The 24086-nt window shown below is 60.6% G+C and carries 15 protein-coding genes; 2 read left to right on the forward strand and 13 right to left on the reverse strand.

What is annotated here, in order from left to right; all coding sequences use genetic code 11:
- Positions 1 to 19: 19 nt before the first annotated feature.
- From FBY12_RS04065 to FBY12_RS04130, 11 genes are all read right to left on the reverse strand, one after another.
- Positions 20 to 3097 carry an autotransporter serine protease gene (locus FBY12_RS04065; protein WP_145251399.1) on the reverse strand — a complete coding sequence of 1026 codons (3078 nt, stop codon included), beginning with the start codon at positions 3095 to 3097 and terminating at the stop codon, positions 20 to 22.
- A 685-nt stretch (positions 3098 to 3782) separates the two neighbouring features.
- A complete protein-coding gene (locus FBY12_RS04080) occupies positions 3783 to 6746 on the reverse strand; it encodes an autotransporter serine protease (protein ID WP_145251401.1) in 2964 nt (987 codons plus the stop codon).
- Between the two features lie 216 nt (positions 6747 to 6962).
- Positions 6963 to 8309, reverse strand: a complete 1347-nt coding sequence (locus tag FBY12_RS04085) for a TolC family outer membrane protein (RefSeq protein ID WP_256663255.1) — start codon at positions 8307 to 8309, stop codon at positions 6963 to 6965.
- 14 nt (positions 8310 to 8323) lie between these two features.
- Positions 8324 to 9673, reverse strand: a complete 1350-nt coding sequence (locus FBY12_RS04090; RefSeq protein WP_101207602.1) for an HlyD family type I secretion periplasmic adaptor subunit — start codon at positions 9671 to 9673, stop codon at positions 8324 to 8326.
- Positions 9670 to 11469, reverse strand: coding sequence for a type I secretion system permease/ATPase (locus FBY12_RS04095; RefSeq protein ID WP_145251405.1), 1800 nt, complete (start codon positions 11467 to 11469; stop codon positions 9670 to 9672). The genes FBY12_RS04090 and FBY12_RS04095 overlap by 4 nt, the downstream gene beginning before the upstream one ends.
- Positions 11470 to 11639: 170 nt before the next feature.
- Positions 11640 to 12062, reverse strand: coding sequence for an AprI/Inh family metalloprotease inhibitor (locus FBY12_RS04100; RefSeq protein ID WP_145251407.1), 423 nt, complete (start codon positions 12060 to 12062; stop codon positions 11640 to 11642).
- Positions 12063 to 12159: 97 nt separating this feature from the next.
- Positions 12160 to 13596 carry a serralysin family metalloprotease gene (locus FBY12_RS04105; RefSeq protein ID WP_121730797.1) on the reverse strand — a complete coding sequence of 479 codons (1437 nt, stop codon included), beginning with the start codon at positions 13594 to 13596 and terminating at the stop codon, positions 12160 to 12162.
- Between the two features lie 539 nt (positions 13597 to 14135).
- Entirely contained in the window at positions 14136 to 15221 is a 1086-nt protein-coding gene (locus FBY12_RS04115; protein ID WP_145251411.1) for a polyamine ABC transporter substrate-binding protein, read from the reverse strand.
- A gap of 58 nt (positions 15222 to 15279) precedes the next feature.
- On the reverse strand, positions 15280 to 15621 hold the full coding sequence (locus tag FBY12_RS04120) for a cupin domain-containing protein (protein WP_092281064.1): 342 nt from the start codon (positions 15619 to 15621) through the stop codon (positions 15280 to 15282).
- A 29-nt stretch (positions 15622 to 15650) separates the two neighbouring features.
- Entirely contained in the window at positions 15651 to 17057 is a 1407-nt protein-coding gene (locus tag FBY12_RS04125) for an FAD-binding oxidoreductase (RefSeq protein WP_145251413.1), read from the reverse strand.
- A gap of 51 nt (positions 17058 to 17108) precedes the next feature.
- Positions 17109 to 17924 carry a helix-turn-helix domain-containing protein gene (locus FBY12_RS04130; RefSeq protein ID WP_145251415.1) on the reverse strand — a complete coding sequence of 272 codons (816 nt, stop codon included), beginning with the start codon at positions 17922 to 17924 and terminating at the stop codon, positions 17109 to 17111.
- Positions 17925 to 18199: 275 nt separating this feature from the next.
- Here FBY12_RS04130 and FBY12_RS04135 point away from each other — a divergent pair, with 275 nt between their 5' ends.
- Complete coding sequence (locus tag FBY12_RS04135) at positions 18200 to 18472, forward strand: DUF1652 domain-containing protein (protein ID WP_092281058.1); 273 nt, start codon at positions 18200 to 18202, stop codon at positions 18470 to 18472.
- Between the two features lie 202 nt (positions 18473 to 18674).
- Here FBY12_RS04135 and FBY12_RS04140 read toward each other — a convergent pair whose 3' ends face one another.
- Complete coding sequence (locus tag FBY12_RS04140; RefSeq protein WP_145251417.1) at positions 18675 to 21098, reverse strand: UvrD-helicase domain-containing protein; 2424 nt, start codon at positions 21096 to 21098, stop codon at positions 18675 to 18677.
- A gap of 375 nt (positions 21099 to 21473) precedes the next feature.
- On the opposite strand from FBY12_RS04140, the gene FBY12_RS04145 reads away from it, so the two are divergent.
- A complete protein-coding gene (locus FBY12_RS04145; RefSeq protein ID WP_145251419.1) occupies positions 21474 to 22169 on the forward strand; it encodes a pirin family protein in 696 nt (231 codons plus the stop codon).
- A gap of 268 nt (positions 22170 to 22437) precedes the next feature.
- Here FBY12_RS04145 and pgm read toward each other — a convergent pair whose 3' ends face one another.
- Positions 22438 to 24084: a phosphoglucomutase (alpha-D-glucose-1,6-bisphosphate-dependent) gene (gene pgm, locus FBY12_RS04150; protein WP_092281052.1), complete on the reverse strand. Its 1647-nt coding sequence runs from the start codon at positions 24082 to 24084 to the stop codon at positions 22438 to 22440.
- Positions 24085 to 24086: the final 2 nt, after the last annotated feature.

The raw sequence follows: 24086 nt of genomic DNA on the forward strand, positions 1-24086 counted from the left end.
TCTGCTTCCTTGCGTCAGATCAGAACTGCCAGTCCAGGGTCAGACCGACTCCGTGGTCCTTTTCGTTGGAGCCAAGCAGGCCGTTGTAATCGAGGTTGACCCGCGTCGTGTTGTTCAACGCAAGCCCGGCGCGCAGGCCGACGACCGCCGCGTCGCGATCCAGCGAGACGCTTTGCACGTTGAAGCCGCTGTTGCCCGCCGAATTGGCGAACGCCAAGTGCTGATCGGAATCGACGCTGCTCAGGTTGTGCTGCCAGCCGAGGCTGCCGGACAGTTCGAGTTGTTTCTGATCGGCCAAGGCAATCGCTTTGCTCGCGCGCAAGCCGAGGGTCGACAACACCGCATCGCGATTGTCTTCACCGCCCTTGAGCGCGGCGGCATCACCCTTTTCGGTGAAGCTGTCGCTGTTCAGATGCACGTAAGCCAGTTTGGCGAACGGCTCCAGTGCCAATGGTTGCAGGTCGAGGCGATACGCCGCTTCGGTGAACACTTGCGCGGTGCTCGCATCGCGTTTGTTTTTCTGTTTGCCGCTGACGTCGGCGAACTGCAGATCGCGTTTGGAATCGATGCGATGCCAGCTGTACGCAGCGCCGACGCTGAGGCGCAGAGCATCGATTTCATGCCCCAGGTACGCGCCCAAGTGGTAGCTGTCGACGTCGGCCGAGGAATGTGTGCCGTCGCCCATGCTGATCGAACTGTCGCTGTAACCGGTGACAAAACCGAGGCGTGTTTCAGGCGCAATCAAGCCATCGCCACCGACCAGCAAACCGCCGATGGAACTGGTGGAACTGGCGTTTTCATTGCCGCCATCGCTCTTGCCCCAGGCACCGAGAACTTTCACCCACAGGTTGCTGTTGTCATCGGTCGGCGCGCCGGCGTCGTACAGATCACGTTCTTGCAAACGAGCGCTGACGGCGTCGCGCAGGTAGCGGCTGTCGTTGATCAGCATGTTGCTGATCGCCGGGTGAATCTCGCCCGACAGTTGCTGGAACGCTTGTTGCGCGACCGCGGCGTTCGGCGCCAGCAGCAGGGTTTCGTAAAGCGCATTGCCCGCGCCCAACTGCTCGGCGGCAGCGGCGACGGCGCGTTGGTTCGGGGTCTGGCCGACGGCGCTGAAGGACGTGGCGTTACGATCAACCGCGAGTTGCACGCCGGTCGCCGTGTAGTCGAGCGCGCCACCGATAAACAGGTAGTTCGGCACTACCGCCGCAAATTGGCCCTGGATGCCGCCGGCCGCTTGCAGGATGTTGTACTGCTGGCCGAGCAGGCTTTGCGCTTCGGTAGCACTGAGCAGCGTCGGGCTGTTTTCCAGCGACAGGCTGACCGTGGCGCCGCTGACCGTGGCCGAGCCGCCGGCGACAATCGAATCGCTGCGGGTCGGCGAGAGTTCCACGGCGTAGGTCGAGCCTGGCTCGAAGACTACGTCGCCGGCCACTTGCAAGGTGCCGATGGAATTGCCCGGCGCGACGGTGCCGCCGCTTTTCGCGGTCAGTGCGCCAATCCGGCCATTGCCGCCGAGGATGCCGCTGTCATTGACGGTGACCGCCGAGGCCAGTGAACCGTTGATCGCCAGGCGCCCCTGATTGACCAGCGTCGGGCCGCTGTAGGTATTGGCGCCGGTCAGCACGAGGGTGCCGATGCCTTGCTTGGTCAGGCCGCCGTGGCCGGAAATGTCGTTGCGCCAGGTGTCTAGCCCGCAATGCACGTCGTTGCACACGCGTTCAGTGGGTTTGCCGGCGTCGATGATCGCGCCGATGCCCGGCAGGTCTGCGACGAACTGGCTGGAACCGTAGGCGCCCTGAATGCGGAACTCTTCAGGCACGTCTTGCTCGGTGACGAACATTGCCGGGCCGTCGATGCCTTTGCCCAGGTTGATCATGCCCCAACCGTACAACGCGTCGATGCCCGGCGCGCCGAGGTCGGTGGCGGTGGTGCGCAAGACGCTGGCGACTTGCGCACCGGTCATGTACGGGAAGCGTTCCATCAGCACCGCCATCGAACCGGCAACGTGCGGCGCGGCCATCGAGGTGCCGTTGTAGTTGGCGTAACCGGTGCCGACGTTGGCCGGATCGGTGCCGCTGATGATCGAGCTGTAGATTTTGCTGCCCGGCGCCGACACGCAGAAACTGGCGGTGTAGCCGCAGCGCGAGGAGAAGGTGCTGATGTTGTAGAGCTCGGGGCTGGTCAGGTCCGGGTTCTTTTGCAGGGCGGCGACGGTGACCCAATTCGGCGCGATGTCTGGCACGAAGTAACCCAGGCCGGCGATGGCGTCGGGGTTGTTGAGGTTGTAGTCGTTGCCGGCGGCGAAGATCGTCACGATGCCGCTGCGAGCGGCGGCGATTGCACCGTCATAGGCGCCGCCCGGTTTGGTCCCGAGCAACGGCTGGATTTCGTTGAATTGCAGCTGCGCGTCTTGCACGGTGAAGTGCGGATACGCCGGATTGCGTCCGCCGAGGTCGAAACGGTCAGTGATGCCAATGCCCCAGCTGTTGTTGATGATGCGCGCGCCGCTGGCGATCAGCGCGTCCCACCCGGCCTTGTAGACGGCGCCGTCGTTGCCGCGAATGATCCCGTCTTCAGGGCCTGGGTCGCCGTTGTCGGCACTGATGATTTGTGCACCGAATGCGACGCCGTGCATCGGTCCGCCATCGCGGCTGCCGGCAGCAATCCCGCCGACGTGAGTGCCGTGGGCGCCGAGCTTGCCGTCGGAGCCGACCGAGGGCGCGCCGTTATACAGAAACGCATCCCCGGCTTTGACCGGGATGTACGGGTCGGTGTATTCGCGGATGCCGCTGGTGACCAGGTTGACCACTTTGCCGGCGCCGGAAAACTCCGGGTGCGCGGCGTACACCGGTTGGTCGAAGATCCCCAGTTTTACGCCTTTGCCGGTGTAGCCGGCGGCGTAAGCGTTCTGCGCATTGACCGCGCCGACGCCCCAATCGGCATTGAACTCGGCGCTGCGCCAACTGCCCGGGTCCCCGAGTTTGCCGTTCTCGACATACGGCGCAGCCTGCGCAGTACCCAGTGTCGCCATCGCGCAAAGCACGGCGAGGTTGAGGGTTTTCAGGGCAAATTTGTTGTTGTACTCAACGTTCATCCAGCGACCTTCCTTAGTTGTGTTGCCAAAAATTGTGTTGTGCCAAAAATCCGTGAGAGCGCGGTTGCTCGCGATGAGGTCGTGACATTCGACATCGACATCGATGTCGCCTGTCACTCCGCCATCGCGAGCAAGCTCGCTCCCACAGGGTTCTGCGCGAGCGGGCAATCCAGTCCGGCGCATCCACCGTTAATTCTCAAAACTCCCATTCAAGCAAAGCCCCACACCGAGGCTTTGCGCTCCGTCGCGTTCGCCCGGCCGATCGCCAACCTGTAGCAGCTGCCGAGCCCGCGAGGCTGCGTCCGGCTGCGCAGCAGTCGTGAAATCAGGCAGCGCGGTGTTTCAGGAACACCGTGTGCTCAGGTTCTACGACTGCTTCGCAGCCGAACGCAGCCTCGTGCCTCGGCAGCTGCTACGGGACCGTGGCCGCCTTCAACACGATCAAAACTCCCATTCAAGCAAAGCCTCACACCGAGGTTTTCGCTCCGCCGCGTTCGCCCTGTCGATCGCCAACCTGTAGCAGCTGCCGAGCCTGCGAGGCTGCGTCCGGCTGCGCAGCAGTCGTGAAATCAGGCAGCGCGGTGTTTCAGGAACACCGTGTGCTCAGGTCCTACGACTGCTTCGCAGCCGAACGCAGCCTCGTGCCTCGGCAGCTGCTACGGGACCGTGTGGGCCTTCGTCGCGGTTAAAACTGCCAATTGAGGCTCAGGCCTACGCCGTGGCTTTTTTCGCGGCTGGCCAGTTGGCCGGTGTAATCGAGGTTGACTCGCACGTCGCGGCTCAGCGCCAGGCTGGCGTGGGCGCCGACCAGTGCGGCGTCGCGCACCAGCGGCGAACCTTCCACCGAGAACGCCGTGCCGCCGCTGGCGAACGCCAAGTGCTGCTGCGAATCAACGCTGCTCAAATTGTGCTGCCAGCCCAGGCTGCCGCTCAGGTCGAGCTGTTGCTGACCGGCGAGATTCAGCGTTTTCAACGCGCGCATACCTAGAGTGCTGAGCACCGCATCGCGAGTATCACCATGGCTTTTCAGCGCGGCGCCGTCGCCCTTTTCGGTGAAACCCTCGGTGTCGAGATGCACGTAAGCCAGGTTGGCAAACGGCTCCAGCGCCAACGGTTGCAGGTTCAAGCGATACGCCGCTTCGCCGAAGACCTGAGTGGTCGCCGCATCAACCTTGGTTTTCTGCTTGGCACTGACGTCGGCGAATTGCAGGTCACGCTTCACGTCCGCGCGATGCCAGCTGTAGGCGCCGCCCGCGCTCAGGCGCCAGGCACCGAGTTCGTGACCGGCATAAGCGCCGAGGTGATAACTGTCGACCTGCGCCGAAGAATGCGTGCCCGAGCCCATGCTCACCGAACTGTCGCTGTAACCGGCGACCAAGCCGATGCGCGTCTGTTCATCCAGTGCCCCGTCGACACCGCCGAGCAGTCCGCCAATCGAGGTGGTGTAACCCGCCGTGTCATGGCGATCATCAGTCTTGCCCCAAGCGCCGAGGGCTTTGATCCAGCCATTGCTCTGCGCGGCGTTGGCGTCGTGCAGACGTTCGCCGACCGCATCACGCAAGTGACGGCTGTCGTTGATCAGCACTGAGCCTAGCGCCGGATAAATCTCCCCGGACAACTGCTGAAACGCCTGCTGCGCCGAACTCGCGGACGGCGACAGCAGCACGCTTTCGTAAACGGCATTGCCCGCGCCCAAACCTTCGACCGCGCCGGCCACCGCACGCTGATTCGGCGTTTGCCCGACACTGGCGAAACTGGTCGCGTTGCGTTGAATGTTCAGGCCGACGCCGGTCGCGGAATAATCGAGGCTGCCGCCGATGAACAGGTAATTCGGCAACACCGCGCCGAACTGCCCCTGCACGCCACCGGCCGCTTGCAGAATGTCGTACTGGCGACCGAGCAGGCTTTGCACCTCGCCAGTGCTGAGCAATGTCGGGCTGTTTTCCAGCGACAGACCGACCGTAGCGCCACTGACCGTGGCGGTGCCGCCCGCGACAATGCGGTCGCTGCTGGTCGGCGACAACTCCACGGCGTACGTCGAGCCCGGCGCAAACGTCACGTCGCCGGCCACTTGCAAAGTACCGATGGAGTTGCCCGGCGCCACCGTGGCGCCGGCATTTGCGCTGAGTGCGCCGATGCGTCCGGAACCGCCCAACGTCCCGTTGTCATTGACGGTGACGGCGGAAGTCAGCGAACCGTTGACCACCAGCAATCCACCGTTGACCGTGGTCGACCCGCGATAGGTGCTGTCGCCGCTGAGCAGCAAACGCCCGGCGCCGGATTTGATCAGGCTGCCTTCATAAACGCGGCTGGCCGCAGCGGCATCGCGCGCCATGCCCACCGCGTAGTCGGTTTGATCCTGCTGACTGGCGCCCGCCGCCACACCGCTTTCCCAGCCCTTGTCCTTCAGGGTTTGTTGCCAGGCGCTGTGTTCGGCGAGGTCTTCGCGCTGCCGCTGAATCAACGCCTTGTCGCTGATGCCATTGCTCCAGACATCGCTCTGCCCCGCGCCCAGATTGGCGTCGAACGCGCCGAGCAATTGTCCCGGCCCGCGCATCGCCCGATCCAGATTGGCGACGCCCCAGCCGACCTGATTGTTCGGCGCATCGGTGATCGAACCGTCGAGCTGCGTCGCGGTGGTCAGCAGCACTTGCAGCGCCTGCTGATTGTTCATGTACGGGTAGCGTTCCATCACCAACGCCAGGGCGCCGGTGGCGTGCGGTGCCGACATCGAGGTGCCGGACTTGATCGCGTATCCGCCATCGGGAATGGTGCTGTCGATCTTCGCGCCGGGTGTGCTGAGGCACCAGTATTTGGCGATGCCACACTGGTTGTACTTCTGCAGATTGCCTTGATCGAGCCCCGACACCGCCAGCCAATGACCTTCAAGGTCCGGCTGAAAGTACGGCAGCGCCGAGCGCACGCTGGCGTTCGGATAACCGCTGTTGCCGGCGCTGAACACGTTGATCACGCCGCGCCGGGCAACCTCGGCGGCGGCGTCCAGCCAGGTGCCCCGGTTGTAATGCTGGGCGTACGCGGCGTGCAAATCGTCGAGGGTGCGGTAGCTGACGTCGGGCGGCTGGCTGCCCCAACTGTTGTTGATCGCGCGCGCGCCGGAATCGATCAGCGCGTCATAGGCTGCTTTGAAGTAACGCGGATCCGGGGTTGGGCCGAACAGGAAACTGTCGTTAGCGTTGGTGTTGGCCACGTAGAGTTGCGCGTTGTACGCGACCCCGTGCATGCCGTTGCCGTCACGCGCGGCGGCGATGGTGCCGGCGACGTGGGTGCCGTGGGAATCGTTGTTGCCGTTGAGCGCGCCGTTGACGTTGAACGGCGTGCCGTTGAGGTAGCTACCACTGGCGCTGACCGGGTGATAACGGTCTTTGGCGAACTCCGGATGGGCGGTATCGAAACCGGAATCCAGCTCACCGATTTTCACTCCTTTGCCGGTGATGCCGGCGGCGTAGGCTTGATCGGCCTGCATGCGCGCCAAGCCCCAATCGCGCTGAAACTCGGCCGAACGCCAACTGGCGGCATCGCCGGGTTTGCCGGTTTCCAGGTATTGCGCCTGCGCGGCGGCGGGCATGGCGCACACCACCAGCAACAGAGTGCTGATCGATATCGGTTTGATCTTTTCATCGGTGTTCATGAAGACTCGCTTTTTTGGCGTTTTTAGAGTTTTAAGCCCCTGCTTCGGGGTAGTCACTGAGTCGCATTTTTTGCTTGCACGCTTACCTGTGGCGAGGGGGCTTGCCGCCGTTGGACTGCGCAGCAGGCCCCGCTTCTGGGGTCGCTACGCAACCCAACGGGGGCGAGCCCCCTCGCCACAACAGCCCTTCAGCCCTTCAGCCCTTCAGTCATTCAGTCATTCAGCCTTCTGCCCAAATGCCTCATCCACCCGCGCCAGGTCCTGCTCGTTCAAGGTCCCGGCGTAGTAATGCAACTTGGTCCAGGCCATCAAATAGTCGTAGCGCGCCTGCGCCAGATCGCGGCGGGTGGTGAACAGTTGTTGCTCGGCATTCAGCGCGTCGAGGTTGACCCGCTCGCCGCCGAGGATGCTTTGTTTGGTCGAGACCACCAGCGCCTCCGCCGACGTCAGGGCCTTTTGGTACGCGCGCAATTTATTCACCCCCGACAGACACGCGCTGAACTGCCGACGCAGTTCGATCAAGGTTTCGCGGGTCTTGCCGTCGAGTTCGTATTCGGCCTGCTCCATGGTGCGGCTGGCCTGACGGGTCATCGCCGAAACGCCGCCGCCGGCATACAGCGGCACGCTGACTTCAATACCAATGGTGTTGGTGTCGTAACGCTGGTTGTAGGTGTTGCCGCTTTCCGATTCGTTCTGGCGCACCGAGGCGTAGGCGCTGACTTTCGGCAAATGCCCGGCGCGGTTGCGTTCGACCTCGTAACGCGCCACTTCAACGGCTTGGCGTTGCGAGGCGAGATTGGGGTTATTCGCCACCGCCATCTCGTGCCAGGTGTCGTAATTGGCCGGTTGCAGCGCGAAGGTCTGGAAGTTCTGATCCAGCGGCGTGAGGTCGCCGATGTTGATCGCCGGCACCCCAATCAGCGCGCCCAATTCGCGCAACGACGCGTCCTGCTCGTCGCGCGCCTCGATCTCCTCGGCGGTGGCCAACTCATAACGCGATTCGGCTTCAAGGATGTCGGTACGCGTGCCCTCGCCCTGACGGAACATGTGCTCGTTCTGCTGGAATTGTTGCTCGAACGCCTTCTTTTTCGCCTGGGCGATGTCGATCTGATCCTGCGCGAACAACGCCTGGGTGTAGTTCTCGAGGACGCGCACGAGCAACTCCTGGCTCTTGCCGCGAAATGCTTCATCGGCGAACAACGACTGCGCGACGCCCTTGCGATACGAAGCGTAGGCCTCGTAATCGAGCAGCGGTTGCTGCACGGTCAGGGTCGAGCCGTAACTGCTGTAGTTGCGGTCATCGGTGCGGTTTTCACCACGTTCATTCAGCGCGGTGGCTTTCGACGAGTTGCGCCCCTTGTTGTAGTTGTAACCGATGCGCGGCAGCAGCCCGGCGCGGCCAATAACGCGGTTTTCCAGGCCGGCATCGCGTTCCTTGATCGCGCCGAGGAACACCGGATCATTGCGCAACGCCTGTTCGTAAATCTCGAACGGCCCGAGGGCCAGTGCACTGTTGCACGTGAGCAGCGCCAGGGCTGCCCCGAGCATGGAAAGCTTATTCATACCACCGAACATCCTTATTCCTCGGTCAACGCGGAGCCTGCCCGGTCGAGCAGCGGTTTGAACAAATAGTTGAGGAGTGAACGTTCACCCGTGCGCACGAACATTTCCGCAGGCATGCCGGGCTTGATCACCAGTCCGTGGAGTTTTTCCATGGCTTGGTCACTGACGCTGCTGCGCAACACGTAATACGGCGCGCCGGTTTTTTCGTCGATCATCTGGTCGGCGGAAATCAGGCTGACTTCGCCGGGCACGCGCGGGGTGCTGCTCTGGTTGAACGCGGTGAACAGAATGTCCACCGGCAAGTGCGTGCCGACCTTGTCGATCAGGTTGACCGGCAAGTGCCCTTCGACTTCCAGCGTGGTGCCTTGCGGGACGATTTCCAGCAGGGTTTCGCCCTGACGCACCACCGCGCCTTCGGTGTGAACCCCCAGATTGACCGCGATGCCGTCAGCCGTTGCGATGATTTCGCGGTGCTGCAAATCGAAACCGGCGGAGGTCAGTTGCTCCTTGAGCGTGACGCTTTTCAGTTGCGCGTCGCCCAGTTGCGTGCGGACTTCTTTCTGGTACTCCTCGATGTGCTGTTGCAGCTTGAGTTTCGCTTCGAGAATGCCCTGCTCCACCCGCCCGCTTTCGCCGCTGTTCTCGGCCAATTGCTGCTGCACTTGCGACAACTGCCGCTGGTATTCCATCAGCCGATTGCGCGGGATGTAGCCGTTGTCCGCCAGCGGTTGCAGATTGCTCAGCTGCTGTTGCAGCGAGCTGACCTGGGCGTTGAGGTCGGTGCGCGCGCGGCGCATGCCGGCCAGTTGCGCGTTGGCGCCTTCAATGTTTGCGCGCAAACCGCCCTGCTCGCGGGCAAACGCCTCGCGGCGACTGCTGAACAACTGGCGTTGACCTTCCAACACCAACGCCAGACGCGGGTCGGCGTCCTTGCTCAGTTCGGCGGGAAACGTCACTTGCTTGAGGTTGTCGCGTTCGCTCTCCCAACGCGCGACGCTGGCCCACGCCATGCGGTACTGCGCCTGTAACGAATCGACATCGGCGGCGGCTTGAGTCTGGTCGAGTTGAAACAGCGGCTGGCCCTGCTTCACTACTTGCCCCTCGCGCACCAGAATCCGGCTGACCACGCCGTTGCCAATCGATTGCACGGCTTTGCGTTTGCCCGATACCACGACCGTGCCTTGCACCGGAATCCCTTGATCCAGCGGCGCGAGGCTGGCCCAGGTGAAGAAGCTGCCGGCGCCGACGATGGCCAGAATCCAGCCCATTCGCGCAAAAAATCGGGCGTCGCGTTCAGGGCGTTCGGCGATGTAGTCGTGTTCCATGCTGGCTTCGTTTGCAGCGTTCATGCGTGTGCTGGTCATACACCCGAATTCCTTGTCGAGGGCTGATACTGCCGACTCATGCTGAGCCCGCCGGGTGCCTGTTGGGGTTTTTGTTCCTGATTGGATTGATTGGCGGTTTGATTGCCCGGCTGATTGCCGGAAAGCGCTTTGAGCACTTCCTGACTCGGTCCGAACGCTTGCAAACGGCCGTCGCTGAGCACCAGCAATTTGTCGGCCTGGGCCAGCGCCGAAGAACGATGAGTCACCAGAATCACGCTGGTGCCATTGGCTTTCATGTGCGCGATGGCGCTGGCTAACGCCGCTTCGCCAACGGTGTCGAGGTTGGAATTGGGTTCATCCAACACCACCAGGCTCGGCTTGCCGTACAGCGCGCGGGCCAGTGCTACACGCTGTTTCTGGCCGCCGGACAAACCGCTGCCGTCCTCGCCCAGAACCGTGTCGTAGCCTTGCGGCATGCGCAGGATCAGTTCGTGGACACCGGCGTGTTGTGCGGCCTCGACCACTTGCTGCGGATCGGCTTCGCGAAACCGCGCAATGTTCTCGGCGATGCTGCCGCTGAACAGCTCGATGTCTTGCGGCAGGTAACCGATGTAGGGGCCAAGGTCGTCGCGGTTCCATCGATGAATATCGGCACCGTCGAGTCGCACGGTGCCGCCGAGGGTGGGCCAGACGCCGACCAGCACCCGAGCCAGCGTCGATTTGCCGGAACCGGAGGCGCCGAGCACGCCGAGCACTTCCCCGGCGCCGAGGCTGAAACTGACCAGATGCAGCGTCGCGTTGCGCTGCCCCGGCGGGCCGGCGCTGACTTGTTCGAACGTGATCTGGCCTTTCGGCGCCGGCAGCGCCATGGCTTCGTCGCTCGGCGGGTACGCTTGCAGCAGCGAATCGAGGCGGCGGTAGGCGAGTTTGGCGCCGCTCCACTGCTTCCACACGGCAATCAATTGATCGATCGGGCTGAGCACGCGGCCCATCAAAATCGAACCGGCGATCATCATCCCGGCGGTCATGTCACCCTTGATCACCAGCAATGCGCCGAGGCCCAGCACCAGTGATTGCAGGCACAGGCGCAGGGTTTTGCTCAGCGAGCTGATGACCGCGCCGGTGTCGCTGGCCTGATTCTGCAAACCGAGGAACCGCGAATGCACCTGAAACCAGCGCTTGCGCAAGACCCCGAGCATGCCCATCGCCTGAATGGTTTCGGCGTTGTGCAGGTGGCTGGTGGCCAATTGGCTGGATTTTTGCGAGAAGCCTGACGCTTCACTCAACGGCTTTTTGGTCATGGCCTCGTTGAGGCACGCCAGGCCGATCAGTAGCACCGCGCCGGCCGTGGCGAGCACGCCGAGCCAGACGTTGAACAGGAAAATCACCAAGAGGTACACCGGAAACCACGGCGCATCGAAGAAGGCAAACAGTGCCGGGCCGGTGACGAATTGGCGAATGTGGGTCAGGTCGCCCAGCGATTGCCCGGCGTTGCCCTCGCCCTTGAACAGGTTGCGCTCGAACGCGGCTTGATAAACCCGCAGGTTGAAGCGCCGCTCCAGTTGGCTGCCGATGCGGATGACGATGAAGCTGCGGACGATTTCCAGCAGACCGATGAAGGCAAAGAAACCGACAACCATCAGTGACAGCATCGCCAGGGTGGTTTCGTTCTGCGACGAGAGCACCCGGTCGTAGACCTGCAACATGTAAATCGACGGGACCAGCATCAGCACATTGATCAATGCAGTAAAACAGCCAACGCTGATCAAGATGCTCTTGTAATCGCCCAATGCCTTGAATAAGGGTGCGGTCGCTGAGGCATTCGCCATCTTCATTGATTTTCCCTGATGTTATTACTCGTCATTCTTTGACAAGGGTTGTTTAACTGCCCGCACTTGGGCTACAGCATGTTCTGTCGGATAACGCTTACAAATGAATAACAACTTTCTTTGCGCAAACGGGAGTTGCCTGCTTATAGAGGCAACTGCCGTGTTTACATGCGTCATTAGTGCGCGGCGCGCACCAGAGTAATAATCAGCCCGGACTTCAAAGTGCTGGTGTAACGCCCTTCGCGCTCACGGCTGAAAAACACAATTCTGGAACCTTCCTTGCCGGTGATCGCGATGCCGTCCGGTTCAGTGAACCAGCCGATCGCCGTCTCTTGCAGCCACGCGCTGAGACAATCGGCGCCGTCGCCCAAGGTCTGCTTTTGCTGAAAATCGATGACGCAAACGTTCGACGGTTTGTCCTGCAGGGCCTGGGACTCTGCCGTGTCTTGCGCGGCGTTCAGGGTTGCCTGCCACTTGCCGGCCAGCTCCGAGGGATCCGCTAATCTGAGGCTGCTTGCCATGGCTACTTCTCCAAAAAAAATCATCAGCGTCGCCAAGAGCCACGCCGTCGCTTTGCAGGTAAAGGCGTTACGGGTCATAGGACGTTTTACTCCAGCGGGTAGCCTTACTGACAGCGGGCATCGATGCAAGGACAGAGCACGGCGCCGATCGCGCCGCGCTCCTTGTTGCGTCGGATCAGGCCACGATGTCCGTGGTCACTGCCTGGCCAACGGTGCTGACGAGGAAGTCAGCCACGCCGTGCCCGGAGAAATCCACCGACAGTTGGCTGTTGCCACCCGAGGAGGTCAACACCGCATCGCCGGCTGCACCGGTGAACGAATTAACGAAGTGCAGGCCTGCGCCTTTGGTGATGCCGGTCAGGTCAATCTTGTCCAGGCCGCTGACAAAATCGAGGATCTGATCGACTGCACCTGGCTTGGAATCAGAGCTGGCAGCGAACACAAAGGTGTCCGAACCGGCACCGCCCCACAGTTTGTCCGCACCGCCAGCGCCGTAGATGATGTCGTTGCCGCCACCGCCCTTCAGCTCGTTGGCGACGTTGTTGCCGATCAGCAGATCGTTGCCCGAACCGCCAATCGCGTTCTCGATGGTCACGCCTTTGGCAATGGAGATGTTGCCCACCATGCCGCCAACGTCGGAGAACGAGGTTTCATTGAGGTTGATCTTCTGGTTTTGGGTAAAACCGGAGAAATCCAGAGTGTCCTTGCCCCCCGCATCCCACACCGAGAACACCACTTTGTCCGACGACGAAGACGCGCTGAGGAAATCGCGACCGGCGTTGGAGTTGAAGCCGTACGTGGTGTCACCGGTACGGGTTGAGGTGTTGGCGCCGTAGAGTTTCTGGATCGCGGCAATATCGTCCATCAGCGGGCCGGACGAATACGCTTCGACGCCGCCCTTGCTGAAGTTCTGGCTGGTATTGCTTTCACTCCAGTAGCTCATGACGCTGTAACCGCGGGTGTCTTGGCCGTAGGACGCGTCTTTGTAGCTCGGGTTGCCTTCGCCGGCGTTGTAGTCGCCGGGGTGAGCCAGGCCCAGGGTGTGACCGATTTCGTGGGTCAGGGTCTGGCGCCCGTAGTTGTTCAGGCCAGGCGTCTTGTTGACGTCGTAGCCGCTGCCGGTCAGGTACCACGAAGTACCGTCATAACCCGCGCCAGTGCCAGGCAGGTAAGCGAAGGCTGCCGCGCCGTCCTGTCCGCCGCTGTAGTTGCCGAAGGTCATGTGACCGTCGCCGCCCGAGGCTTGCTCGGTGAAGGTGACTTTTGCCACATCGGCCCAGGATTGCATGGCGAGTACGGCTTGGGCTTTCTGCAAAGCGCTGAACTCGCTAAACCCGGAAATCCCGTGTTTGTTCATGACCGACGAGGACGCCGATTTCAGGAACGTGTAGGTCAGATCGATCTTGCCATTGCTGTCGGCGTCGCGATAAGCCGCGCCGTCACGCAGCAGCTCGGTTGCTGCACGATCTACGGAGAACGAGGGTTTGCCATTGACCGTGAGGTTACCGCCACGATCGTACTGATGGGCAAAGCTGTTGATCTGGTTCCACGCCGCGCTGGTTGCTGCCAATGCGCTTAGTGAGTCAACAGCGGTGTCTTTTACTTTCGACATAAACACACTTCCTTGTTAAGCAGTTGAACAGTTTTAGACAGATAACGACGATCCCTGGCGAGATCGTCCTATCACTCGCCCAATGAAGGCGAAAGAAAACTGACACAATTTGAAATCAGACGTCTAGTACTTTTTTGACGTCAAATCGAAGTGCCGCGGAATATGCCCGGAAACATGGGAGGAACGGACGAAAGATATTTTAAGGGGAGGGTTTTGCAAGGATTGTCAGACAATTGGCTATTTAATAATTAAATATGCCTAAGTTGTTTTTTGTCGAAGGCGTCTCAGTTTGCGCAACTTATTAATATGAGTGCCAGTGCATTGCCATCAACTAAGATCAATGGAAGTTTGTGTCGGAATAGACAGCAATCAAGCGGCGTCAACGTTTCTGTGGCGAGGGGGCTTGCCCCCATTGGGTTGCGCAGCGGCCCCAGCCTTTGCATCGCAAAAAAGGGCCTGCTACGCAGTCCAACGGGGGCAAGCCCCCTCGCCACAAGTGAGTGTCCTCGCGAAAAATTAATCGCCGACCAGCGCCATTCTCAACTCCCCGTCCGAATCTTGTTCCACACCCGCGTGCGGATTCGGTCGATGTTCAGCGGCATGGCTTCGAGGGCGAACAAATTGCCCATCATTTCTTCGCTCGGGTAGACCTTGGTGTCGTTTTTGATTGCCGGGTGGATCAGGCTGTCCGCCGCCGAGTTGCCGTTGGCGTAGTGCACATGGTTGCTGATGCTGGCCATGACGTCCGGGCGCAGCAGGTAGTTCATGAAGGCGTAACCGGCCTTTTCATCCGGGGCGTCGACGGGCATGGCGACCATGTCGAACCAGATTGCCGCGCCTTCCTTGGGAATCGCGTAGCCAATCTCGACACCGTTCTTCGCCTCTTTGGCGCGGGTTTCCGCTTGCAGAATGTCGCCGGAGAAGCCGACCGCTACGCAGATATCGCCGTTAGCCAGGTCGCTGGTGTATTTCGAGGAGTGGAAATAACTCACGTACGGCCGCACTTTCATCAGCAGCGCTTCGGCCTTTTTATAGTCTTCAGGATTTTTGCTGTGGTGCGGCAGGCCAAGGTAATTCAGCGCGGCGGGGAGCAATTCCGGGCCATTGTCGAGGATCGCCACACCGCACTTTTGCAGCTTTTGCATGTTTTCCGGTTTGAAGATCAAGTCCCAGGAATCCACTGGCGCGTTGTCGCCGAGCACCGCTTTGACCTTGGCGATGTTGTAGCCGATGCCGGTGCTGCCCCACAGGTAAGGAAAACCGTGTTCGTTGCCCGGGTCGTTGGTCTGCAAGGCCTGCAGCAGCACCGGATTAAGGTTTTTCCAGTTCGGCAACTGCGCCTTGTCGAGTTTCTTCAGCGCCCCGCCCTGAATCTGCCGTGCCATGAAATGGTTGGACGGAAACACCACGTCATAACCGGATTTGCCGGTCATCAACTTGCCGTCGAGGGTTTCGTTGCTGTCGTAGACGTCGTAGCTGAAGCCGATGCCGGTTTCTTTCTGGAAGTTCTTGGTGGTGTCCGGGGCGATGTAGTCCGACCAGTTGTAGATCTTCACGGTCTCGGCCGCGTGCCCGAGGGTCGCAACCAGTGCCAGCGGAGCCAAAGTCAGGGTATTTCGGATCATGGGTCGATTCCTGTATGGGGTTTTTATTGGCAGGCAATCAAAAGATCAAAATCAAAAATCAGAAAATCAAAACGTAACTCTTGCGCACGGTTTCCTGGATGTCCCAGATACCGAGGCTGTTGGCCGGCAACATCAGTGCATCGCCGGCTTCTATGTGCAGGGTTTCACCGTCATCGGGGGTAAACGTGCAGCGGCCCTGAATGAAGTGGCAGAACTCCTGCGCCACAATCTGCCGCCGCCAGCGCCCCGGCGTGCATTCCCAGACGCCGGTTTCGACGCCGTCGTCGCGTTCGACGCTGGTGGTCGACGCCACGGCGATCGGGCTGCCGAGCGGCACGGCCACGGGGTTGGATTCATCCAGTTGGAGCGTTGCGGTGTTTTTGAATTGGGTAATGCTCATCGGAATACCTGTGGATTGATAACGCTGTTTTAGTGCATGAAACCTTCCATGAACTCGGCCACGCCGCTGGCCAGTTTGCGTCGCCACGGCGCGGTGGCCGGGTTGGCCAGGGTCTGGTCTTCGTGGACAAAGCTGCGGATGATCGCGTTGTAACCGAGCCAGCGGCAGGGTTCCGGCTCCCACGCCCGCAGCGCGTCGAGGCCGCCCTGTGGGATCACCCACGGCTGGCGTACCAGTTCGGTATCGCGCTGCAGAATCAAATCGGCCAACGTCCGGCCGCCGAGATTGCTCGCGCCAACGCCCTCGCCGCCGTAACCGCCGGACAACGCGATACCACTGGCGTGATCACAGAGCATGTGCGGCTTGAAGCGCCGCGACATGCCGAGGTTGCCGCCCCAGGCGTGGGTGATTCGGACATTTTTCAGTTGCGGGAACAGTTCACCGAACAGGTAGCGACGCAGCTCGACTTCGCTGGTCGAGAGGTCGAAGTCGTGCCGCAACTTGCCGGCAAACTGGTAACCGCCGCGAGCGCCGAATACCAGGCGGTTGTCGGCGGTGCGCTGGCCATAAGTGACCTGGCGACTGGCTTCGCTGAACGCCTGGCCCTGGCTCAGGCCGATTTCATCCCAGGTCGCGGCGGACAGCGGCTCGGTCGCCACCAGCAGGCTTTGCACCGGCAGTTGATAACGCCCCAGCGGCGGCAGCGTGACGGAATAACCTTCTACCGCCGGCACCACCCAACGACTGCGCACCGAGGCTTTCGCTGTGCGCAGACTGCCGGACTGCCACTGCGTCACCGGGCTGTTCTCGTAAATTTTGACGCCCATGCCTTCCACGGTTCGCGCCAATCCCCGAACCAACTTCGCCGGGTGAATGGTCGCGACGTGCGGTGCGTAGATACCGCCATACGGTTTGGCAATTCTGATCTGTTGCGCCAATTGCTCGGGGCTGAGCCAGCGGTAGTCGTTTTCGTTGAGGCCCTGACCGTGCAATTTGTCCAGATAACTGCGCAGACTGCTTTCCTGCTCGGGATAACGCGCCGCGCAATAGAGCACGCCGCCCTTGCGGTAATCGCAGTTAATGCCTTCGCGTTCGAGGACGATCTCCACTTCGTCGGGAATGCTGTGCAGCAAATCGAACGAGGCGCGACGTTGCTCGGCTGGCAGACCGGCGAGCAAACGGTCTTCGCCGAGCAGATTGCCCATCAGCCAGCCGCCATTGCGGCCCGAGGCACCAAAACCGGCTGTTTGCGCTTCGATGATGGCAATTTTCAGATCTGGCGCCAGGCGTTTGAGGTAATACGCGGTCCACAGCCCGGTGTAACCCGCGCCAATAATGGCCACGTCGACGTCCAGGTCCCGCTCCAGTGCCGGACGCGCCAACAACGGCTCGTCGAGTTGATCCATCCACAAACTGATCGTGCGCCACGCCGACATACACCACTCCGCCCATCCAGACTTCAATGGCGTCGATCCTAGAGGGTGAAGTCAGAGGCTGTCGTGCGCGCGTGCACGCAAAGAAATTTGTTTGACGTAAGCCTTGGGCGATTGCCCGGTGTGCTGGCGGAAACAACTGTAGAACGCCGACAGCGAGTTGAACCCGGCGGCAAACGCCAACTCGTCGACCCGCAGCGGTGGCGTGGCGTTGTCCAGCGCCGCGAGCAAATGCTGCAGACGGGCCTGGTTGACGTAACGATAAAAGCTTTGCCCGAGCACCTGGTTGAGCAGATAGGAAATCTGATTGCGGCTGTACCCGCACTCCTTCGCCACGCGCTGCAAGTCGAGTTCGGGATCGAGATAAGGTTGCTGGCGCTGGAAGTATTGCTGCAGGTCTTCGGCCATGAAACTCAGCTGGCGCGGCGACAAACCGAGGCGACTCGCCGCCGGGCGCAGGTTGTTCGCGGTTTTGCTCGACGCTTGCTCGCGCACCAGCGAGGCGTATTCGTTAACGCGCCAGATCAGGCCATCGCGCACGGTAATCGCTTCACTGGAGCGAAACGACACCAGGCCGTCGGTGCCGCGCAAGGTCATGCGGTACTGGATGAACGCGGTGTTGCCGTCGAGGCGGATGCGGTCGGAATGTTCCAGCGCTTCATCGGGATTGCGCGGCATGCTGTCACGCACGTACTCGCGCAGTTCGTCCAGCCCCATCACGCGGTTCTGGAAAAAGTCGCTGTACTGGATGTCCGGGTGGTACAGCGCCATTACGCCGTCCAGATCCCGGTGTTTCCAGCACAAGTGGTAACGCATCACCGTCTCGCCCGTGGCCTGGGTTTGCAGCGGGCCATCATCATCGACTTGCATAAAGAGCTCGGCGAAAAACCCCGAGCTTGCCCAAGTTCGGCTTCGGCTTCAATGGTCTGACACCTGCTCAGCGGTAATGGCCTTTTGCTCAAACTCGCCAGCGACGTGACACAGATCAAAAAACCCGACGGCAATCGCCAAACGGACTGAAAAAAGCCACGTGTTTTTAACATGCGGGTGCTACTTTTAACTGCATTCACCGGTTGAGCCAATGAAGGTTCTACCCCTCCTCACATGAGCTAATGGAAGCGCTCGATGACTAAGGCGGGCAACACATGAACAAAGGTTCGAGCAAGGTCACCTTTCCCAACGCCTGCCAGCTGATGCGCTGGCATTTTCATCCGATGGGTTTCGAGGCGAGCATGGACGCGCCGGGCAGCATGATCGCCCGACTGTTTGACCGTGCCAGTGGCGAAACCATGATCGCCATCGCCGGCATCCCCTGCGCGACGGTGATGAACGCAGCCGATGTCGAACGAATAATCGAAGCGGTGGAAGATGAGCTGGAAGCGTTTATTCCGCCGATGGCGCTGAGGAATTACGCTTGAAGGTGCTTGCCGATGACTAAAAGCCCACAGGAAGTGGGCTTTTTTGTGCGTGTTGTTTCGGTCGCCGAAACGCCGAAATCCCATGTAGGAGTGAGCCTGCTCGCGATAGCGGTTGATATTCAGCACACGTATTGACTGACATGGCGCTATCGCGAGCAGGCTCACTCCCACACGGGGGATTGGGTTTGCATCGGAATCTGAGTCAGGCGGATTTTGCGCTTTGGCGGTGGTCGGCGAAGAACGTTTTGCCCTTGCCGACTTTGTCCGACGCCTTGGGCATGTTCACTGCCTGACCTTCCTGAGCATCGACGTACCAATAACAATGGCTCACCGCCCGGGTGATGCCGACATACGCCAGGCGCAGAATCTCGTCTTTCTGCGCGTTGTCGTAAGCCTCGGTATCACCAGCCTTGCCCAATCCGGCCATGCGATATACCTGATTTTTGTACGGCGAACTGGTCAAGTGCTGACAGTCACCCAACAAGAACACCGCGTCGGCCTGTAGGCCTTTGGCGCTGTGGTACGTCAGCTGCTTCAGCCTTCGGTCCGCATACGGCAAGCTAGAATCAACATTAACTACAGACTGAATATGCTGTTCTATCAATAGCTTATCGCTGCTTTTTCGATAGAGCATCAAGATTGAATCACCGCGTTTGTAGTGCTCCGTCAGCCGCTGCGCCATGCCCTGATCGTCACGATCCAGCACATTCACCGGCAGCAATGTTTTAGGTTCACCGCTGGCCTTGGCTTTCTTTCCAGAGATTGACGGGGCTGCGCGAACGATATGCTCGGCGGCATCGATGATGTGCTGATGGCTGCGGTAGTTGTCGCTGAGCATTACCCGCGTGGTGCCTGGCGACGGGAATTCCTTGTTGAACTCCATGAAATACGTCGGCGAACTGCCGCGCCAGCCGTAGATCGATTGCCAGTCATCGCCCACACACAGTAGCGACGAACGCTGGGCGCCGCGCCCGACATGCATCGCCGGGCCACGACTGCGGATTTCGCCGAGACTGGCGCGGATCCACGAGACGATCTGCGGCGAAACGTCTTGAAACTCGTCGATCATCAAATGCGCCATTGGCCGCAGCAGCTCATTGCTCAATAACTTGAGGTTCTCCGGCGAGTGCTCGCTGAACAACGCGAACATCCGGTTGTAGGTCATCACTGGCGGCTTCTGATCCAGCAAGTGATCTTCGAAGGCGCGCCAGAACAGGCTCAGTGCCTCGAAGAAGAACCGGTCCGGATCGTCTTTGGCGAAACTCATGCGGCCAACCGCGTCCGGCACGTCGAGGCCAAGGTTCTCGATGAACCCGGCGGCGCCGACAAAACAGTCGAGCAGCGGCGCCGACGCCAGTTCACCTTTGACCTTGTAATCAAAGCCCGGCCCGGCGCTGGCGTCACCGGTCAGCGACGCCAAAACGCGCTTCGACGACTCGTAACTATCCAGCCATATCAAAGGCTTACGACAGAAAGCTTGAAACAGGGTGCGTTTGACTGCCCACTCGGCGCGGACGCTGAGCTTGGCATTGGGACGGTTGAGCTGCGGGTTTTCCCGTGGGTCAAAACCGAGCACAACCCACGCGTCGAGACTTGGAATATAGCCGTGGCAATGGAAGGTCGAACCATTGATGTCGAAGGTCTGGCGGTTGGGCTCGATGCCTTTGATTGGCCAGGCACCGGCGCGAAACCACAGGTCCTCGATGGTGTCGCAGAGTTCTTCATCACGTTTGGCGGCGAGTTCGGTCACGGCGACACGCTTCTGCACGTCCGGGTGATCGCGCTCCAGCTCCTTGAGCTGCAAGGCGTGGCGCGACAACGGCTGAATCAATCCACGGAAACGCTCGTCGCTGGTAAACAAGCGGTGATAGCAGGCGTTCAGTTGCTGGCGCTGCGCGTCGTTGATGCGCAGGTCGAACGGATTGCTGTCGACCTCTTCGTCGCCACTCTGCGGGCGATTGCTGAGGTTTTCGAAGGCTTGCAGGCGCTCGAAACCCGGCAGACTGCGGACCATCGGCAGAATCCGCGAGTGAAAGGTGCGCACCAGATCCCGCGCTTCTTTCAGGCTCAGCGCCCGCCCCCAGAGGCCAAACAGTTCGATCAGCTTATTGATGAAATCCTTGCGCGACTCGCGGGTGAAGGTCACCACGGTCATCGAATCGAGTTCAAAACCCAGGTAGTGGCTGAGCAACAGAATGCGCAGTACCAGCGTCGTCGATTTGCCGGCACCGGCGCCGGCGATAACCGAGGTCGATGGCGTGTCGCTGAAGATCATCTTCCACTGCGCGACACTCGGCTGCGCGTGCGCCGGCAACAGGCGCGCAACATCGGCTTTCATGCGTTTCTTGATGTCGGCAGTCAGTGGCAGGCGCCAGTCATCGAACAGGTTATCGTCAACATTCGGCGGCCGGTGCTCGGTGCAGCGCGAATCGCGGATCAGCAACACCTGCCGGCCTTCTTCCAGCCCTTCGAGCTTGCCTTCCTTGAACCCGTAATCGACCCCAGCGGTGTGGCCGCTGCGAAAACCGTCAGCCTGGCCGTGCAGCCACGACGCCCGGTGCTGCGCGCGCAGCCGCGTCAAGCCGTGGCCAAACAACCGCGCGGCCAGGCGCTTGAGCAGCGGCATTTCGGCTAACGGGCGAAGTTCGGGAGGAAGCTCAGAGGTTTGAAGCTCAGGGGTATGAGGCTCGAAGTTATGAAGCTCGGGGGTGTGTCGCGGCACGCGGTCGGACTCCAGGGTGTGAGGCTGTTGGCGGCTATGGTGTCTGCATTCGCCGGAGAGTTCTAGTGAAATGCTTACAGGTCATTGGCTTATGCGATGAAGTGAAGGCTGGGTGAGACTATTCACGCGCCGCTAACCATCAAATAATTGGATGGTTTTGAAGCAGTTTTTACGCTTTTTATCGATTAACGCCTGATAGATGATGCCCGCCATTAACCACCGGTTCGTGATTCGTGGCCAAGGCGCTCAGCCCCATGACGGACCTTTCAGGAGACGATCATGCTTGAACTCAGACCTTTCAAAACCTTGGGCGGCGCTCACCACGGCTGGTTGGATGCCCATCACCATTTTTCGTTCGCCGAGTACCACGACCCGAAACGCATGAACTGGGGCAACCTGCGCGTATGGAACGACGACATCATTGCGTCGGGCACCGGTTTCCCGCAGCACTCGCACCGCGACATGGAAATCATCACTTACGTGCGTGAAGGCGCGATCACCCACCAGGACAACCTCGGCAACAAGGGTCGCACTGAGGCCGGCGACGTTCAGGTCATGAGCGCCGGCACCGGGATTGCTCACAGCGAGTACAACCTGGAAGCGAGCGAAACGCGTATTTTCCAGATCTGGATCATTCCCAACGAGGCTGGATCGGCACCGTCGTGGGGTGCCAAACCGTTTCCAAAAGGGCAACGCGAAGGTTTTGTAACCTTGGCCAGCGGCAAGGACGGCGACGATCAGAGCCTGCGAATTCGGGCAGATGCGCGCTTGGTCGCGGCTAATCTCAAGGCTGGCGAAACCGCGGAATATCACCTGGATGCTGGGCGCCGCGCCTATCTGGTGCCGGCGACCGGGATGATTGAAGTCAACGGGTTACGCGCTGAAGCTCGAGACGGCATTGCAGTTGCGGATGAGCGAGTGTTGCGGGTGACGGCGGTCGAAGACAGTGAGGTTGTGCTGGTGGACCTGGCTTGATCGAGTAAACACAGGGCAAAAAAATGGGCGACCTGGTGGTCGCCCTTTTTTTGCGTAATGCCGATTGTGCTGAGGGTGTCAGGCTCGCTGAGTGACCGAATGCATGACCCTCCCATTGTGGCGAGCGAGCTTGCTCGCGCTGGGTTGCGCAGCGACCCCAAAATTTCGGTCGTTACATCGATTTTGTGAGCGCTGCGCGCTCAAACGCGAGCAAGCTCGCTCGCCACAGGGGGATTCATTGCTCCCGGCTTTCCTCAGTCGTCCTTGATTACTTCGCTGAGATAGCGCCATCCACCAGCGTTTGCGCCTCGGCGACCAGTTGCTTGAGATGCTCGTCGCTGACGAAGCTTTCCGCATAGATCTTGTAGATGTCTTCGGTGCCCGATGGGCGCGCGGCGAACCAGCCGTTTTCGGTCATGACTTTCAAACCGCCAATCGCCTGATCGTTACCCGGCGCATGGCTGAGGATGCTCTGGATCGCTTCGCCGGCCAGTTGCGTCGAGGTCACTTGATCCGGCGACAATTTGCTCAGCAAGGCTTTCTGCTCAGGATTGGCTTTGGCATCGACACGAACGGAGAACGGTTCGCCCAATTCGTCAGTCAAGGCGCGATAAGCCTGACTCGGGTCGCGGCCAGTGCGCGCGGTCATTTCTGCCGCCAGCAACGCCGGGATCAAGCCGTCCTTGTCAGTGCTCCAAACGCCGCCGTCCTTGCGCAGGAACGAGGCACCAGCGCTTTCTTCGCCGCCGAAACCCAGCGAACCGTCGAACAAACCGTCAGCGAACCACTTGAAGCCGACCGGCACCTCGTACAAACGACGGCCGAGGCGCTTGGCCACGCGATCGATCAAGCCGCTGCTGACCACGGTTTTACCCACGGCGGCATCGGCGCGCCATTGCGGGCGGTTCTGGAACAGATAATCGATGGACACCGCGAGGTAGTTGTTCGGCGCCAACAGGCCGCCGGAAGGGGTGACGATGCCGTGGCGATCGTGATCCGGGTCGCAACCGAAGGCGACATCGAAGCGGTCTTTGAGGCCGATCAAACCTTGCATCGCGTGCGTGGACGATGGGTCCATGCGGATCTGCCCGTCCCAATCGACGGTCATGAAGCGGAAGGTCGGATCAACCTGGGTGTTGACCACTTCCAGGTCCAGACGGTAATGCTCGGCAATCGCCGACCAGTAGCGAACCCCTGCTCCGCCCAGCGGATCGACGCCCAAATGCAGCTTGGCGTCGCGAATCGCGTCGAAGTCGATCACGTTGATCAGGTCGGCAACGTAGGTGTTGAGGTAATCGTGACGATGGGTGGTGCTGGCCTTGAGCGCCTGCTCGTAGCTGATGCGTTTCACGCCCGCCAGTTTGTTGCCGAGCAATTCGTTAGCCTTGGCTTCGATCCACTTGGTGATGTGCGTATCGGCCGGGCCGCCGTTGGTGGGGTTGTATTTGTAGCCACCGCTTTGCGGCGGATTGTGCGACGGCGTGATGACGATGCCGTCCGCCAGACCCGAGGTGCGGCCGCGGTTGTAGCAGAGGATTGCGTGGGAAATCGCCGGAGTCGGCGTGTACTCGTCGCCCTCGGCGATCATCACGGTGACGCCATTGGCCGCGAGCACTTCGAGCGCGCTGGCGCCGGCCGGGGTCGACAGTGCGTGGGTGTCGATGCCGACAAACAGCGGACCATCGATGCCCTGGGCCTCGCGGTACAGGCAGATCGCCTGACTGATCGCCAGCACGTGCCATTCGTTGAAACTCAAGTCGAAAGAGCTGCCGCGGTGACCGGACGTGCCGAAAGCAACACGCTGTGTAGAAACGGAAGCATCAGGCTGGCCGGTGTAATAAGCCGTTACCAGTCGCGGGATGTCGACCAACAACTCTGCCGGTGCCGTTTTGCCCGCAAAAGGACTGAGTGTCATGC

Origin of the sequence: Pseudomonas sp. SJZ131, from assembly GCF_007828705.1 — a bacterium.
GTDB classification, from domain to species: Bacteria; Pseudomonadota; Gammaproteobacteria; order Pseudomonadales; family Pseudomonadaceae; genus Aquipseudomonas; species Aquipseudomonas prosekii.

Coding starts and splice junctions, on each gene's coding strand:
- FBY12_RS04065 (WP_145251399.1), bottom strand. CDS start 3,097: ATGAACGTTGAGTACAACAACAAATTTGCCCTGAAAACCCTCAACCTC.
- FBY12_RS04080 (WP_145251401.1), bottom strand. CDS start 6,746: ATGAACACCGATGAAAAGATCAAACCGATATCGATCAGCACTCTGTTG.
- FBY12_RS04085 (WP_256663255.1), bottom strand. CDS start 8,309: ATGAATAAGCTTTCCATGCTCGGGGCAGCCCTGGCGCTGCTCACGTGC.
- FBY12_RS04090 (WP_101207602.1), bottom strand. CDS start 9,673: ATGACCAGCACACGCATGAACGCTGCAAACGAAGCCAGCATGGAACAC.
- FBY12_RS04095 (WP_145251405.1), bottom strand. CDS start 11,469: ATGAAGATGGCGAATGCCTCAGCGACCGCACCCTTATTCAAGGCATTG.
- FBY12_RS04100 (WP_145251407.1), bottom strand. CDS start 12,062: ATGACCCGTAACGCCTTTACCTGCAAAGCGACGGCGTGGCTCTTGGCG.
- FBY12_RS04105 (WP_121730797.1), bottom strand. CDS start 13,596: ATGTCGAAAGTAAAAGACACCGCTGTTGACTCACTAAGCGCATTGGCA.
- FBY12_RS04115 (WP_145251411.1), bottom strand. CDS start 15,221: ATGATCCGAAATACCCTGACTTTGGCTCCGCTGGCACTGGTTGCGACC.
- FBY12_RS04120 (WP_092281064.1), bottom strand. CDS start 15,621: ATGAGCATTACCCAATTCAAAAACACCGCAACGCTCCAACTGGATGAA.
- FBY12_RS04125 (WP_145251413.1), bottom strand. CDS start 17,057: ATGTCGGCGTGGCGCACGATCAGTTTGTGGATGGATCAACTCGACGAG.
- FBY12_RS04130 (WP_145251415.1), bottom strand. CDS start 17,924: ATGCAAGTCGATGATGATGGCCCGCTGCAAACCCAGGCCACGGGCGAG.
- FBY12_RS04135 (WP_092281058.1), top strand. CDS start 18,200: ATGAACAAAGGTTCGAGCAAGGTCACCTTTCCCAACGCCTGCCAGCTG.
- FBY12_RS04140 (WP_145251417.1), bottom strand. CDS start 21,098: ATGCCGCTGCTCAAGCGCCTGGCCGCGCGGTTGTTTGGCCACGGCTTG.
- FBY12_RS04145 (WP_145251419.1), top strand. CDS start 21,474: ATGCTTGAACTCAGACCTTTCAAAACCTTGGGCGGCGCTCACCACGGC.
- pgm (WP_092281052.1), bottom strand. CDS start 24,084: ATGACACTCAGTCCTTTTGCGGGCAAAACGGCACCGGCAGAGTTGTTG.